Genomic DNA, 14,164 nt, shown 5'->3' on the forward strand with positions numbered 1-14,164 from the left:
CGTCTCAATACCGGCGCGGCGTCTACTCAATTACCTTGCGTAGACAAGCGGCGAGGCGTGGTCGCGGACTGTTCCATTGAGTTCGCCTGGCGTTTTGCCCCATAACAACAAGAGGCCTTGCTATGTTCATACCCAACATCCAATACATCTCACTCGCAATCCGCCTGAGTGTGGCTAATAGCTGCACGGCAACTTCCCGCTGTCGGCGTTTTTTGTGGCTGGTTTGATTCTGCTCTTATAAAAACAGTGCCCAAGCACATCAAGATGTGGAGATGTCAGATGTATGAGGTAAAGCAATTTCGCCGTGGGCTTGGTATTGCCGGCGTGTTGGGGTTGATCTGTTCGCCGTGGGCGGCGCATGCCGAAGTTGTGGATGACAGTCACTTTAAAGTAGATACACGTAACTTCTACCTGCACCGCAACTACACCAATAACAATGCGCCCGTGTCTGAAGTGCATAGTTGGTCTCAGGGTTTCGATGCGCAATTCACCTCCGGCTACACCGATACGGCCTTGGCCATCGGCCTGGATGTGGATGCACAATACGCCGTGCGCCTGGATTCGTCGGGCAACGATGGTTCGTTGCCGTACAGCGTAAGCAATCAGCAGACGGCCCCTGACTACAGCCGCGCCGGTGCGACCTTCAAGGCGCGCTACAACAAGACCGAGTTGAAGGTCGGTGATCTTCGCCCGCAATTACCGGTGGCGTTCGATGACACCAGTCGGCAGTTGGACACCATCTACCAAGGGGCCGTGGTCGAGTCCAGGGAAGTCGATGGGTTGATGCTGACCGGCGGCCGTTTCTGGTCTGCCGTTACACGGGAATCTTCTAACCACGGGAAACTGTACAAATTTGGCACCCCCGCCAATCTCGACAGTGACGGCCTGGACTTTGCCGGAGCCACTTACGACATTACCAAGAACTTACAAGCCAGTTACTTCTATGGCGTCTTGCAGGATATTTATCAGCAGCACTATTTTGGCCTGATGCACATGGCTGATCTGGGCAATGGCTACAAGCTTAAAACCGACTTGCGCTACTTCAATAACAATGAAGCCGGCAGTGCTTTGGACGGTGAAATTGATAACCGTTCCTACGGCGCCTTGTTCAGCTTGCTCAAGAGTGCACACATGTTTGGCCTCAGTTACCAGCGCATGCTCGGTGACAGTGTGTTCCCGACGATGAACGGTTATATCCCGCAACCCTACCTGGTGCATTGGGGGTCGGTAGGCTTTATCCGTCCCGATGAAAAGTCATGGGGTGCGCGCTACAGCTATGACTTTGCCGGGATGGGCGTGCCGGGGCTGAAGTTCTTCACCCGTTACTACAAGGGAACTAACTGGGACCGCGGCGGCAACTTGAGCGACAACGAGGAAAGCGAACGTTATCTGGGGCTCAACTACGTGGTGCAGAGCGGGGCGCTGCAAGGCCTGGGCCTGGACCTGCGCAACATCGATGTGAAACAGAAGTACGGCTACGACTACAACGAGTTCCGTTTCGCCACGACTTACACCTGGAAGTTCTGGTAAACGCTGTCGCCGAGCGCGACTCGCTGGTGTTTTACCCCATAACAATAAGAGGCCTGACTATGTGTGAACCCATCGTTTTTTACATCTCTCATGCAATCCGCCTGCCTGCGGCAGGTAGCTGCCCAGCAATTTCCCAGTCGGTGTCTTGCGCACCTTCACCCGGCGCGCTGCGCGCTTGAGCGGATTCCAAGAGGAGCAAACACTAGTGAATATTCAGGTCGATAACGCGGTCCTGCAGAAGAAGAAAACCTACATTTACGAGTGGTACGTGGTCGGTTTGTGCATGATCGCCTACATCTTTTCATTCGTGGATCGGCAGATCCTGGCGCTGATGATCGAGCCGATCAAAGCCGACCTGCAGATCAGTGACACCCAGTTCAGCTTGTTGCACGGTCTGGCTTTTTCATTGTTCTACGCGTTCATGGGCATGCCCATCGCCTATCTGGCCGACCGCTTCTCCCGACCGAAGATCATCGCCGTCGGTGTGGTGTTCTGGAGCCTGGCGACTGCCGCCTGCGGCCTGAGCAAAAACTTCCTGCACATGTTCCTCGCCCGCATCGGCGTTGGCGTCGGCGAAGCGGCCCTGTCGCCTTCGGCCTACTCGATGTTCAGCGATATGTTCCCCAAGGAAAAACTCGGCCGCGCAGTGGGTATCTACTCGATCGGCTCGTTCGTCGGTGGTGGTCTGGCCTTTCTGGTCGGTGGTTATGTAATCGCCATGCTCAAGGACATGAACACCATCGAGGTCGCTTTTCTTGGTGCGATGAAGGCCTGGCAACTGGCGTTCTTCATTGTCGGCTTGCCCGGCATCCTGGTAGGTCTGTTGATCTGGCTCACTGTGCGCAACCCGGCGCGCAAAGGCCTGCAGGTCGATGCACAGGGTCGGGCCAAGAAGGTTGCGATGAGCGATGGCTTTCGCTTCCTCGGCCGCCACCGTGCCACCTTTACCTGCCATTACTTGGGCTTTTCGTTTTACGCCATGGTCCTTTTCTGCATGATGAGCTGGAGCCCGGCGCTGTATATCCGCAAGTTCGGCCTGTCGCCAATGGAGGCAGGCTACATGCTCGGCACCGTGCTGTTGCTGGCCAACACCGCCGGGGTGCTGTTCGGTGGATGGCTGACTGACTATCTGGCCAAGAAAGGTCATCAGGACGCGGCGATGCGCACTGGCGTGATCGGTGCCCTCGGCATGGCGGTGCCGGCCGTGCTGTTCCCTCAAGCCGATCAACTGTGGCTGTCGGTGACTCTGTTGGTGCCGGCGATGTTCTTCGCCTCGTTCCCGATGCCAGCGTCCACGGCGGCGATGCAGATCCTCGCGCCGAATCAGGTGCGTGCGCAGGTCTCGGCGGTGTTTCTGCTGATCAGCAATCTGTTGGGGTTGGGCCTGGGTACCACGCTGGTGGCGCTCTTGACCGACCGTTACTTCGGTTCGCCAGCGGCGGTGGGCTCGTCGATGTCGCTGGTGATTTGCGGCGCGTCGGCATTGACGGTGCTGTTGCTATGGCGTGGTTGCCGTCACTTCCGCGAAAGCTATGCCCGGGAGCACCCGATCCAGGCGTGACATAAAAAAGTCCATGTTCGGTACCCCGGCCTCGCTGCGTTTCCACGCAGCGGGGCCGATCCGCTTCAGGTCAGGAGAATCGCTGATGTTGAATGACGTACACCTGCTGGAACGGCACAGCCTGCTCAGATCGGCCGATTACCGTGAGATCAGGGACAAGGTCAGCCATTACCTGTGCCCGCACAGCTTCAACGTCTTGCGAGATGAGCCGATTTACACTCGGCTCAATGGCGTATTCTTCGGCGATTCGGCGCTGCTCGACTTGCGCTATGGCGCGCCGGTGGAGATCACCATCGGTGACATTGCCGATCAATATCTGTTTCGCATTACCTTGCAGGGGCATTGCGAAGTGGCCCACGGGCGGCGCAGCGCGGCGATGCAGTCGGGTTACCTGAGCGTTTCCTCGCCGTTCGCGCAAAGCCGCATCGTCACCGATGGCCAATGCCGCAACTTGATCCTGCGCGTGGACCGTGATGCCCTGGAGACGCAACTGCAGCGCCTGCTCGGTCGCAGCCTGCGGCAGTCGGTGATCTTCGATGTCAGCGTCGACCATTTAGGCGCCGGCGTGGTCAGTCTCTTTCACACCCTGGACTACATCTGCCGGCTTTACGGCAGCGGCGTGGACGGTTCGCGCATCGCCAGCGGCCTGTCCGAATACCTGATGCAACTGTTGCTCACACAGTTGCCGCATAACTACTCCGCGGATCTTTTGTTCGATTCGCGCGCGCCGCTGCCGCACCACGTGAAGAAGGCCCGCGACTATATCGAGGCGCACCTCGACGAACCGATCAGCCTGGCAACCCTGAGCGAGCTATGTGGTGTCTCGGTCCGCACCTTGCAGAACGGCTTCAAGCAGTTTCTCCAGCAAGCACCGGTCGAGTACATCCGTGACCGTCGTCTGGCGCTGATCCATGAGTCGCTGAAGCAGGGCAGGGCCGGTGAGACCGTCACCGATATCCTGTTGCGTCACGGCATCAACAGCTTCGGGCATTTTTCCAGCGCTTATCGGCAACGCTATGGCTGCCTGCCGTCGGACACCCTGCGGCGACAGAAGCATTGAGTCATCTGCGTAATCCGTCAGTCGGCTGCGCAATCGGAGGAGTTCGTGACAGTGCGGCTCGATAGGATCGAGTCTCTAACAAAAAGGAGTATCTGCATGAATATTACTGTGCTGGGTGGTGGTCACGGCTGTTACGCCGCTGCTGTCGAAATGGCTGAAAAGGGGCACCAGACCCGCCTGTGGCGTCGGGACTCCGCCGCGCTGAAGGAACTGCTGGCCATCGGCAGCCTGACCATCAAGGACTACAAAGGCACTCGCCAGTTATCCGTCGGCCAGCAGGGCGACATGCTGTCGTTCACCGACGACCTGGCCGAAGCCCTGGCCGACGCACAATTGGTGATCATCCCGCTGCCATCGACCACCCACGAAGACCTGGCCAAGCACGTCGCACCGCACCTGCATGACGGTCAAGTCGTATTCCTGCCACCGGGCACCTTCGGCAGCTACGTGTTCGCCAAGGCCATGGCCGATGCGGGCAACCACAGCAAGGTCGCCTTCGCGGAAACCGGCACGCTGCCGTACCTGGTGCGCAAGCATGGCGCCAGCGACCTGGTGATCAGTTGCTACGCCACCCGCCTGCCGACCGGCGTGTTCCCGAGCAACCTGTCCGAGCACGCCTTCGCTGTGCTGCGCGAGGCCTACCCGAGCGTCGAGCCGATTGAAGACGCCCTGAGCGGTGCGTTGATGAACGCAGGTCCCATCATCCACCCGCCGCTGATCATGATGAACGCGGGCCCCCTGGAGCATTTCGAGGCCTGGGACATTCATAACGAAGGCACCCAACCGTCGATTCGTCGCGTGACCAACCAGCTCGATGCCGAGCGCATGGCCGTGCGCGAAGCACTGACCTACGGCGCGCCGCATTTCCCGCTGGCCGACCACTACAACACCACCGACGGCGATGAGTGGATGTACGGTCGCGGCGCCCATGGCAAGTTGACCGACAGCGGCGACTGGCGCGAAGACATTGACCTGCAGAAGCATCGGTACATGCTGGAAGACACCCGCCTGGGCCTGTCCTTCCTGGTGTCCGTCGGCCGCTGGGCCGGTGTGCCGACCCCGGTGGCGCAAGGCCTGCTGAGCATTGCCTCGGTTGTCGCTGCACGTGATCTTTACGCTGAGGGTCGCACCCTGGAAAACCTCGGTCTGGCCAACCTGAGCCGGGCGCAGATGACCGAGCTACTGACCAAGGGCTACAACTAATGAACGCCGCGCTGCCTCAAGTCAGCGTCGTCGGTGCCGGCCGGATGGGCGAGGGCATTGCCTTGGCGTTCATCCATGCGGGCCTGCCGGTCACCCTCATCGACATCAAGGATCGCGCCGAAGATGAGCGGCAGATCTACTTCGAGCGTGTGCGAACCAACATCCGCAGTGAACTACAGATGCTGGTACGCCTAGGCATGCTCCAGCCGGAACAGGCGGACATCGCGATATCCCGGTTGACGCTGCAATCCAGGTCCCGGGCCGCAGCGGCATTGCGCCTGTGCGACCTGGTGTTCGAAGCCGTGCCGGAAGTCATCAAGGTCAAGCAGGAAACCTTCGCCTGGGTCAGCGAGCATGTCCCGGCGTCGGCCATCATCGCGTCGACCACGTCGACCTTTCTGGTTACCGAGTTGAGCGAAATGGTCAGTGAGCCGCAGCGCTTCGTGAACGCGCACTGGCTCAATCCGGCGTACCTGATGCCGCTGGTGGAAGTCAGCCGCAGCGCAGCAACCTGCCCACAGGTGGTCGAACGGCTGCTGCAACTGCTCAAGCAGATCGGCAAAGTGCCGGTGGTGTGCAATCCGGTGGCTGGCTATATCGTGCCGCGCATCCAGGCACTGGCAATGAACGAAGCCGCGCGGATGGTGGAAGAGGGCGTGGCCAGCGCAGAAGATATCGACACCGCAGTACGCGTCGGCTTTGGTTTGCGCTTCTCGGTGCTGGGCCTGCTTGAGTTTATCGATTGGGGGGGAGGCGACATTCTCTACTATGCCTCGCGTTACCTGAGTGGGGCGCTGGCACCACGATTCGAGTCGCCACAGGTGATTACCGACAATATGCAAAACGGCCGCAATGGCTTGCGCGATGGCCAGGGTTTCTACGATTACCGTGATCTGGACGTGGACGCCTACAAGCAGCAGCGTATCGGCGCCTTTGTCCGCAAGCTTGAGGTGTCGGGGTTGACGCCAGTGTTCGATGGCGCCTTGAGTCGGGCCTGAGCCCTGGGCCCGAATACTCTTCAGATAAAACACCAAACCCTGTGGGAGCGAGCCGGCTCCGGGCGGCGTTCCGACGATGGCGGCAGCCCATTCAACATGGATGTTGGCTGACACACTGCTGTTGTCGCTCCGCCGCCCGTACCCACTGCCTGACCTCAACCTGTATGGCATAAGCCGGCGCCTCCACAACATTGAAATCCTGGGTGTAGCGCAGGGCAAATCCTTCTGCCCCCCATTCCTGAAACTGCTGCACATGCTTTAGCTCGTGCGCCCAGAGTGCGATGTTTTCTTCGGCGGTTTCAGCGTCCCGGAAAAGGATGATATCGATCAGCGTCAAGGCCCCGATATCGGGGTTTTGCAGCATGGCCGTGGCTGCGCTGAAATGGCCGTTATCGCTGACTTTGTAGCGCACGGCATCGAGAACGCCGGGATCGTACCAACGCAGCAGTTGCTCCCGGATGTGCGGTGGAATGGGTTGGAGGCCGGCCATGGCGGCTTCATCGCGAGCTTGGGTCAGCCACAGCGCCAAGGCGGGTGCCGCGTACTGGTAGAGGCCATCAGGCAGGGGGGCGAGCAGCTGTCCCATGTCTGGCAAGCAGAAGCAGTCGTCCAGACACACCTGTTGTTCACCCGTCGGGCAGACGTTGGTCTGGGCTGACACTTCCAGCGTCAGGCAAAGAACCAACAGCGTCACCAGGCGCAGGGTGATGGGCGGCATTGGGCGCTCCAGAGACGGACGCAGGGCGAACAGTGGATCACAACCGGCATAGTGAGTGTGGCCTGGAGGTGGGTGGAAGCAATCAATCGATAATCGCACGCTTTTTGTTGCGTCGTGTGTGCTTGCAGTACCCGATGTCTTGGTAGGGGAAAATAGAGTTTTCCCTTTGTATTCATTCGGTTATGAATTTTTATCTCGCTTTTATGAGTGGCTGGACGCTACAAAGTCAGCGCAAGGCTGACGACAGTCTATTGACCGGGTTAACTGGTTCGTACATTTTGATTGGCGATTGCTTTGCCCTGCTAAGGCCTCAATAAAAAAAATTAGAGGAAACTCCCATGCTGAACAGTCTACCGACTCTCAATGCTGCCTCCCCACCTCTGCTCTGCACCTCGAATGGTTTCGCATCGTCTCAAATAAACTTTTTAGTTGCCGCTTCAAGTTAGAGCGTCCTCAGGTAATTCTACGATCCGATATTGGCCTGCCTTTCGTGGGTGCTATCGCGTCGCGAGGCCTGCTGCAATAAAAAGTCTGAGAGATTCAAATAATGAAAAGAATAGTGGATCTGTATTTCAAGCTGTTGAAACTGTTAATTGTGCTTTGCATGTTAGCGATGGTTGTGCTGGTTTTCGGAAACGTCGTTCTACGCTATGCCTTTAATTCCGGTATCAGTGTGTCTGAGGAGCTGTCGCGCTGGTTCTTCGTATGGATGATTTTTCTTGGTTCCATTGTGGCACTCAAGGATCGCGCCCACCTTGGCATGGACAGCCTGGTCAAGCGGCTTCCTCCCCTGGGTCAACGAGCCTGTCTGGTGGCGGGACACATGCTATCGCTGTTTATCTGTTGGCTGATCTTCAGCGGAAGTTGGCAGCAGGCAGTGATCAACCTGGATGTGGTCGCTCCAGCATCAGGCCTGTCCATGGCTTTGTTCTATGGTGCAGGTCTGGTATTCGGTGCCAGCGCCGCTGTCATCATCGTTTACGAACTCTATCTGGTGCTCTTCGACAAACGCGGTGAAGACGTCAACGATGTTGGCGAGACAATGAAGCGGACTGCGCAACATGGCAATCCCGGGAGCACCCGCCCATGACTCTGGCTATCTTCCTGGGTTCGCTGCTCGGTTCCATGGCTTTGGGTATATCAATTGCCTTTGCTTTACTGCTGGTCAGTGTGGCGTTGATGTTCCACCTGGATTTGTTCGATGCACAGATCATCGCGCAGAATTTGCTTAATGGTGCCGATAGTTTCCCTCTGATGGCCGTGCCGTTCTTTATGTTAGCCGGCGAAATCATGAATGCGGGTGGCCTGTCCAAGCGTATCGTCAATATCGCCATGGCGCTGGTCGGGCATAAGCGTGGCGGTCTTGGCTATGTAGCGATCATCGCCTCTTGCCTGCTTGCCTCGCTCTCCGGTTCAGCGGTAGCGGATGCTGCAGCGCTGGCGGCATTGATGGTGCCAATGATGGTACTGGCAGGGCATAACCGAGGTCGCTCGGCCGGATTGATCGCCGCCGGTGGCATCATTGCTCCTATCATCCCTCCGAGCATCGGTTTTATTGTCTTCGGCGTCGCGTCCGGGGTCTCGATCTCCAAGTTGTTTCTCGCAGGTATTGTGCCGGGCCTTATGCTTGGTGTGGCACTGGCTATCGCCTGGTGGTTTATCTCGCGTAGCGAGAATGTCGAGACACCACCCAAGCGTTCGCGTGCCGAAGTGCTGCGTACATTAATCGACGGCAGTTGGGCACTGGGCCTGCCACTGATCATTGTATTTGGTCTCAAATTCGGCATCTTCACGCCGACAGAAGCGGCGGTAGTGGCAGCGGTCTATTCGCTCTTCGTGGCGCTGGTGATCTACCGGGAAATAAAAGTCAGCCAGTTGTATGAGCTTATTCTGTCATCGGCCAAGACCACCTCTGTGGTGATGCTGTTGGTGGCTGCCGCTATGGTTTCATCCTGGCTGGTGACTATTGCCGATCTGCCCGGCCAGTTGGCGGCGATCCTTGAACCGTTCATGAGTAATCAGACCCTACTGTTGGTCGTGATTATGTTGCTGGTCATTCTGGTCGGCACAGTCATGGACATGACGCCGACCATCCTCATCCTGACGCCAGTGCTGATGCCCGCGGTTACCCAGGCAGGTATCGACCCGGTCTATTTCGGTGTTCTGTTTTTGATTAATAACGCGATTGGCCTGATCACCCCTCCTGTAGGCACGGTGCTCAACGTGGTATGCGGAGTATCCAAAATAGGAATGGATGAAATCATACGGGGTGTCTGGCCCTTCCTGCTTGCGCAACTTACGGTGCTGTTCCTGCTGGTCCTGTTTCCGCAACTGGTCCTGGGGCCGCTGAAATTTTTCACAGGGTAATACCGGTGGAAGCTGTGTAACGCCACATCTAATAATAATGAACGGAGAATAAGATGAATAAGTTGATGAAGACCCTGCTTGCCAGCGCCTGTGCTACTGGACTGCTTCTGGCCAGTGTTGCCAGTCACGCTGATGAAGTTCGCGAACGCACGCTGCGTTTCGCTTTCCAGAATGTCAAAGAACACCCGCAAGGCCAGGGCGCACAGAAATTTGCCGATCTGCTCAGCGAGAAGAGCGCAGGAAAACTCAAAGTACGGCTGTTCCCGGGCGGTACCCTGGGGGGGGACGTGCAGACTGTTTCCGCCTTGCAAGGCGGCACGCTGGATATGACCGTGCTCAACTCCGGTATTCTGGCCTCCCAGGCCGCTGATTTTGCGATGCTTGATTTCCCCTTTCTTTTTAACAATGTAAATGAAGCACACGCGGTGATCGACGGGCCGGTCGGGGAAAAGCTGGCCGCACAGTTGGATAGTAAAGGTCTGGTTGGCTTAGGCTATTGGGATCTGGGTTTTCGCCAGTTGACCAACAACAAACATGCGGTGACCAAGATGGAGGACATGCAGGGTCTGAAGATCCGCGTGATCCAGTCGCCAATTTACCTGGAAACCTTCTCTGCCCTGGGTGCAAACCCGGTGCCGATGGCATTCCCCGAGGTCTATACAGGTCTTGAGCAAAACACCATCGACGGTCAGGAAAACCCCTTCACCGTGATTGAGAGCAATAAGTTTTTCGAAGTACAAAAGTATGTATCGGTGACTGGCCATATCTTCAACCCGCAGTCGCTGATTATTAGTCAGAAGACCTGGAATGCTTTGAACAACGACGAGAAGGCGCTGATTCGCGAAGCCGCTACCGAAGCGCAGAAGTACCAACGCGAAGTGACCGCTGCCAGCATGGACAAGGCGCGCGCTGCGATCGAAGGCAAAGTTGCGGTCAATGACATTTCTCCTGAGGAGAAAGATCGTTTCCGCGCACGCGTACAGCCGGTTATCGACAAGTTCTCCAAGAGCTTGAACCCTGACCTGGTGGCAATGATGTACAAAGAAATTGCCAAGGTGCGCTCGGCTCAATGATCTGAAGTGTCATGCATACCCCACAAGGGTGTGCTGGCATGCCTGCTGATGTGACGCCTGCTCAGAGACCCGCTCCCGAGCAGGTGTCAAATCAGCGAATTTGTCGCAACACCGCCCGTACCCACCAGAAAATTCCTGTGTTTTGTTGGTGCTTAAACAACAAAATTCCCGCCTGTTTAAACGAAGCCTCCTGTTACCACCCAAAGGCTACAACGCCTTGCGTCATCGCCTACGGGTAAGACAGAATCCGCCGGCTTGTACGACTGTTGGGGCGGTTATATCGTTTTCCGGTCACTGAAAAACAGTGATCGGGTTTGGTAGCCCGCTTGTGACAGTCGTATGGCGACACCTTATGGAGTCTTTTTTCTGGACTCGGTTTTTTATGGTGGTCATGCGTGGGGCTCCTCTGTGAGCGCCGGGTTTCCTGTCGCAACCGGTCTACCAACCCACGCATGGCCGCCACCCATCGTTTGGTAGCATGGGTGATGGCTCCTTAAAATTTGTGACGGGAGTTTCATCTATGTTCAAACCAACACCCAACCCACCGGAATCCGATCCGGCATCGCCCTACGAATCCCTCGATTCCAAAAAATTCCACGAAGCGGCCGAACGCGCCCTCGACCACTATTTCAATCCGGCGGCCCACATCATGGCCAGCACGAACGAACCCGAACCCATGTTCCTTGCCAACCCCAAGTACGACACCGAATCCCTGCTGGCCAATGCCAGCGAATCTCTGGGCTCGGCCACCACCATGCTCAGCAATTTCGCGGCGTTATTGGAGAACTCACACCGCAAGACGTTGTTGGGAATTACGCAAGTGGTGATGTTGGGGGAATTGGCGGTGAATCAGGCGCTGGATAAGGTTGAGTTGAAGGAGTAAGTACACACCCTCTGTGGCGGTCGGATAGTCCGTCGTCACAGAGGGGGGTAGTCAGTTGGCATCTGTATGCATGACGTATTAGCTTTCGATAAAAAAGCCCCATGGCTGACAGTGGCGACAGGCAGAAATCGACCCTCTGCAGACGCTCGGCCTTCTCCGGTGCCAGCGGCAGCTTTGTGGGTGCTACGGTTACGTGCCCAAAATTTTCGAGCTTTGGCTCGTCGGCCATAGCGACCGGTGGCCCAATTAAGAAGCGGACATGCCGACGTTAGTGTTTGACATAAGAGGCTCGACCTGGATTGATGGGGCGAGTCCTCTCGATGGAATGGTTAGGCATCGGGTTGCGTACTTACTGAATGGGTTGGTACACCATTCTATCCACAGGGTGTTCCATCGTGTTTTCCATCCATTTGAGTGCCTGGTCAGTTCCTTAAGAAGAGCCGCAGTGGTCGAGGCTTGAAGCGCCACGGGCAACGTCTCCGGTTTTTTTGTTTCTACTCTAGGTGGCCATCACGCTGCGGTTTCGGCCGCTGGCCTTGGCGGTATAAGGGCTGCGATCAGCCGCCTCGAACAGCTGCTCAACGCCCTCGGTTCCACCGGCGAATTCCACGACGCCAGCACTGAATGTCACCGTGACCGTCTCGCCGGCCAGCCGCAGTGGGTGCGTCGCCAGGTGCTGCCGGACGCGTTCCAGCACCAGCACCCCCTGAGCGGCACTCGATTCAGGGAACAGGATGGCGAACTCCTCGCCGCCGACCCGCGCCGGGCTGTCGATATCGCGCAACTGCGTACTCAAAACCTTCGCCAACACTTGCAGCACATAGTCGCCTTCTGGATGTCCATAGCGATCGTTGATCTTCTTGAAATGGTCTATATCAATCAGTGCCAGCGCACTCGGGCGCAGGCTGCGCATGGCCCGTTGATGCTCGTTGGCCAGCAGCGGAGTAAAACCGCGGCGATTGAGCAAACCGGTCAACGGATCGTGCAGAGCCTCGCGCTGCCAGTGCTGCCCAGACGCATCGGTTTCCAAAAAATGATGGTATTTCAAGGCCAGACTCAGGCTGACATAGGTGGTGGAGAAGACGAACCCCTGCAACATGAAGTGCGCCTCCTCTGCGCTTAACTCACTGAAAGGCCCCAATTGTTTGGCGCTCAGCGCCACTATCGCTGCCACCGCCAGCAGCAATGCAAGGTAGACGCCCCCCACCGGTACCCGGAAGACCAAGAAAAACAGGCCCGGCAAAATGAAATAGAACCAACCGTTGACGCCCCAGATGTCCAGCGCCAGCAGCACTCCGCAAAACAGCAGGTTTGCTAACACCCAGCCCCATTCACGGCCATGCGGAAGCTGCGCTGGCCAAGCCTGGTACAAGGGGTAGATCAGTAATATCCCGAGGCTGTCGGACAGAATCAGATTGCGCAGCAACCCCGCCGCCTCGGTCGATGGAATATAACCGCCCCACGCCAGGTTGAGCACAATCAGCAGGCCACCGATCGCGGTCGGCAAAAAACACACAAAAAAGCTAAAACGCGCCAGGTCACTCGCACGCTGCAAGCCAGCAGGTAACTTCCCTTTCAAAAAGCGCGCCGCGAGAAAGGCAACCAGGGTGTCGGCGGCGGCGGCAATCAATACATGCCAGGACTGCCAGAGCGCGCCCTCGTGCCTCATCCCCGGGTAATTCGCCAGCAGGCTGACAAGAAAAATTACCGGCAACGCCAACCCGCCAACCCGCAGCACCAGAATCAGACCGACTCCCGAGGCCAACCAGAGCAGGGTGATATTGCTCGGCTGCAGGGAAAACAGCAGCATGCCGAAGCGCGCGCACAGGTAATAAACCAATCCGCCGAGGATCAGCTGCATCCACTGCTTAACCGCTAGCATTTTGATTGCGCCCACTCACGACTGAGGCAAGCAACTCCACGCCACCGTTCGACAATGGCGGCGCTACAGTCACCGCCACCACCCCACAGAGCATCAAGCGGCTCAGCTTGCTCGACTGTTCCAGCTGAACCCGCGCGCCACTCATCTTCGAGGCGCATGGATTCGTCGCGAATAGAGAGATAGAGCGATATCACCTCTTCTTTCGCTAGCAAACCACGAAGTTGGTCAACGATTTCCTGCGTCAAAATGAAATCTCCATTTTTTTCGCGACGCTCAAACAACCGTTTAGCAGTCATTGTGGGTCGTTGACGGACATTCAAGTGGCCTAACGCCTACAACAGCGTCTGGCAAATGCGCGGCGCTTGTATCGGCGCCGGTCAATGGCTCGTAGTAGCTTAGTTCCAAATGACTGCTTTGGGCGGGAAACATAAGGGCAATAGACGGCTATGGCCGAGTTCCAGTCATTGAATCGAATTCCACTAATAACGGCTTACGACTTGATGCATTCCAGTAATTTCTGTCCACATTGAATGACCGGAATTGGCCGATTCGTGCCTGTAGCAAAAGGCTGTTGCCGGCCAGAAGCAGTTGCCCCCATAGGCTCGCATATTCGCTGTTTCACCTGCTTGCGCGCCTTGTCTGCTACTACTCTTACCCAGTGCTTGGAGTCCGAGCGTTTCAAAATTTCACCCGGTGAGGTGCGGGTCGCTTTCGTGCTGAACTCGGGAAACCGTAACAGCCGTTTTTCTTATCCCCGCACGTGATTGCTGGCACCGTCCAGTGATGCCACAATGCCATGAATCATAAGCACGCCAAGCATTAACCGCGACTCACTGACGATCAACATGCCCAGTCTCTGTTGCTGCTCTATCACGCCACGCGAGCCGGA

12 protein-coding genes are annotated in these 14,164 nt (G+C 57.0%); 9 read left to right on the plus strand and 3 right to left on the minus strand.

Going from position 1 to position 14,164, the window contains the following annotated elements; all coding sequences use genetic code 11:
• The first annotated feature begins 279 nt into the window (after window positions 1-279).
• The 5 genes from J2Y56_RS10830 to J2Y56_RS10850 all read left to right on the plus strand — a co-directional run bounded on the left by J2Y56_RS10830 (window position 280) and on the right by J2Y56_RS10850 (window position 6,352).
• Window positions 280-1,530 (plus strand): OprD family outer membrane porin, encoded by a 1,251-nt coding sequence (locus J2Y56_RS10830; protein ID WP_310350077.1) that lies wholly within the window; start codon window positions 280-282, stop codon window positions 1,528-1,530.
• A gap of 205 nt (window positions 1,531-1,735) precedes the next feature.
• The gene (locus J2Y56_RS10835) at window positions 1,736-3,091 is read left to right on the plus strand and encodes an MFS transporter (protein ID WP_007944690.1); all 1,356 of its coding nucleotides are present in this window, start codon (window positions 1,736-1,738) and stop codon (window positions 3,089-3,091) included.
• Between the two features lie 85 nt (window positions 3,092-3,176).
• On the plus strand, window positions 3,177-4,151 hold the full coding sequence (locus tag J2Y56_RS10840; RefSeq protein WP_310337831.1) for an AraC family transcriptional regulator: 975 nt from the start codon (window positions 3,177-3,179) through the stop codon (window positions 4,149-4,151).
• A 96-nt stretch (window positions 4,152-4,247) separates the two neighbouring features.
• A complete protein-coding gene (locus J2Y56_RS10845; RefSeq protein WP_310350079.1) occupies window positions 4,248-5,354 on the plus strand; it encodes an NAD/NADP octopine/nopaline dehydrogenase family protein in 1,107 nt (368 codons plus the stop codon).
• On the plus strand, window positions 5,354-6,352 hold the full coding sequence (locus tag J2Y56_RS10850) for a 3-hydroxybutyryl-CoA dehydrogenase (RefSeq protein ID WP_310350082.1): 999 nt from the start codon (window positions 5,354-5,356) through the stop codon (window positions 6,350-6,352). Before J2Y56_RS10845 ends, J2Y56_RS10850 begins: the two co-directional genes overlap by 1 nt.
• Window positions 6,353-6,443: 91 nt before the next feature.
• On the opposite strand, the gene J2Y56_RS10855 is transcribed toward J2Y56_RS10850, so the two are convergent.
• On the minus strand, window positions 6,444-7,070 hold the full coding sequence (locus J2Y56_RS10855) for a DUF4157 domain-containing protein (RefSeq protein ID WP_007944694.1): 627 nt from the start codon (window positions 7,068-7,070) through the stop codon (window positions 6,444-6,446).
• 547 nt (window positions 7,071-7,617) lie between these two features.
• Here J2Y56_RS10855 and J2Y56_RS10860 point away from each other — a divergent pair.
• The 4 genes from J2Y56_RS10860 to J2Y56_RS10875 all read left to right on the plus strand — a co-directional run bounded on the left by J2Y56_RS10860 (window position 7,618) and on the right by J2Y56_RS10875 (window position 11,393).
• Window positions 7,618-8,160, plus strand: coding sequence for a TRAP transporter small permease (locus J2Y56_RS10860; RefSeq protein WP_310337838.1), 543 nt, complete (start codon window positions 7,618-7,620; stop codon window positions 8,158-8,160).
• The gene (locus J2Y56_RS10865) at window positions 8,157-9,437 is read left to right on the plus strand and encodes a TRAP transporter large permease subunit (protein ID WP_007944696.1); all 1,281 of its coding nucleotides are present in this window, start codon (window positions 8,157-8,159) and stop codon (window positions 9,435-9,437) included. The genes J2Y56_RS10860 and J2Y56_RS10865 overlap by 4 nt, the downstream gene beginning before the upstream one ends.
• Window positions 9,438-9,490: 53 nt before the next feature.
• Window positions 9,491-10,510, plus strand: a complete 1,020-nt coding sequence (locus J2Y56_RS10870) for a TRAP transporter substrate-binding protein (RefSeq protein WP_310337841.1) — start codon at window positions 9,491-9,493, stop codon at window positions 10,508-10,510.
• 520 nt (window positions 10,511-11,030) lie between these two features.
• Window positions 11,031-11,393 carry a DUF6124 family protein gene (locus J2Y56_RS10875; RefSeq protein ID WP_310350086.1) on the plus strand — a complete coding sequence of 121 codons (363 nt, stop codon included), beginning with the start codon at window positions 11,031-11,033 and terminating at the stop codon, window positions 11,391-11,393.
• A gap of 499 nt (window positions 11,394-11,892) precedes the next feature.
• Here the strand turns inward: J2Y56_RS10875 and J2Y56_RS10880 are convergent, their stop codons facing one another.
• Window positions 11,893-13,275 carry a diguanylate cyclase gene (locus J2Y56_RS10880; protein WP_310350088.1) on the minus strand — a complete coding sequence of 461 codons (1,383 nt, stop codon included), beginning with the start codon at window positions 13,273-13,275 and terminating at the stop codon, window positions 11,893-11,895.
• Entirely contained in the window at window positions 13,269-13,571 is a 303-nt protein-coding gene (locus J2Y56_RS10885) for a hypothetical protein (protein ID WP_310338201.1), read from the minus strand. Before J2Y56_RS10885 ends, J2Y56_RS10880 begins: the two co-directional genes overlap by 7 nt.
• Window positions 13,572-14,164 lie beyond the last annotated feature (593 nt).

Source organism: Pseudomonas sp. BE134 (genome assembly GCF_031456105.1).
In the GTDB taxonomy this organism is placed as follows: Bacteria; Pseudomonadota; Gammaproteobacteria; order Pseudomonadales; family Pseudomonadaceae; genus Aquipseudomonas.